Source organism: Geobacillus sp. B4113_201601, from assembly GCF_001587475.1.
GTDB classification, from domain to species: Bacteria; Bacillota; Bacilli; order Bacillales; family Anoxybacillaceae; genus Geobacillus; species Geobacillus icigianus.
Genome location: NZ_LQYX01000086.1, coordinates 624 through 1,905, shown reverse-complemented (window position 1 = coordinate 1,905; position 1,282 = coordinate 624). Strand labels below are relative to the sequence as shown.

The window sequence follows — 1,282 nt, the reverse complement described above, 5'->3', positions numbered from 1 at the left end:
GATTCATGGGTTCGAATCTCCACGATCCGAACCAGCAAGAGAGCGAGCCAGCTGAGCAGCACGTGCGCCCGAATGCGATCTTCCAAGCGATGATACATAGGCCGCAATTCCAATGTGGACTTCAATGTCCGGAAGGCCTGCTCGATATCCACCAATTGCTTATATCCAAGCGCGACATCTTCGGCAGACAAGGTGTCATCGGATGTCCGGATGAGATATTTGCCGTCGTACTTTTCCGCGTCACGAACCGCTTGCTTGTCGATGCGAAGGGTTCCGTCCTTCAACTGGCGCAAGTATTTTCCGTAGGACGGATGGGAACGCAACCGGCAGGTCGCCTTATGATGGGCCTCGTTTGGGAGTTGGCGAAACCCTTCTAACTCCTCTTTCAGCGATTCGAGCAGCGTTTCTCGCTCCTTGCGTTGGCGCTCGGCTTCGCTGGGATTGTACACGAGAACATATCGCTGACGCGCTTCTCCGTCTCCTACGGTGATTTCCTTGATATGCAAGTTCTCTCGGATTTGTTGGTAGCGCCCGCGACGGCTTAAGGCCTCTTCGACGGAAGCTTTTCCGGACCGCATTTTTTCGCCGACAATGTAATGTCCTCCTGCCTGTTGTAAGGTTCGCAAGTTTTCTTCAGATGAAAATCCGCGATCCATGACACTGATGACACGACCAAGCTTCCAGCCGATCAAGTCTTGTTTCACCTGTTTGATGACCGTCATGTCCATCGTATTGCTTGGCCATACCCAAGCGCGAATCGGGACTCCTTCCCGAGTGACGGCCAGCCCAATGACGATTTGGACAAGATCGGGTCGCTTGTCTTTGGAAAATCCCTGCTTTCGAAGGGATTCCTCTTCCGGTGTTTCGGACGGATCGACTTCGAAATAAGACGAAGTCGTATCAAAATAAAGCAAATCGACTTCCAGATTCAATAAGTCAGCTACAGCATGGAACACTTGACGTTCCAAGTCCGATTGCACGATCAGCAGTTCATCCATCGCTCGGTACAGCTGATGGCTGGCGACCTCGGGAAGATGGGGAATATACACGTCCTTCTCCACCCACTCCTCCATCGCCAGCTTGCTTGAGGGATGAAGGGCTCGATTCGCCACCATGGCAAAAATCAGCCGTTCCAGCGGAATTTGATGATGCCGGGAGGCAAACAAGGAGTGGAGAATCTCTCCCAACCCCAGTTGTCTCCAGAGCTGATCCAAGAGCCAAACGCCGCCGAGGTGTTTGCATGACTGGAATTGAAAGTCATCGGAAGCTTCTCCTGTCAACT

Annotated in this window: 1 protein-coding gene; it reads right to left on the bottom strand. The window is 52.4% G+C overall.

The window, feature by feature from the left end; translation table 11 throughout:
- The coding region (locus B4113_RS12415) for an IS1634 family transposase (RefSeq protein ID WP_369802269.1) at positions 1-1,282 on the bottom strand (1,282 nt) is incomplete at both ends.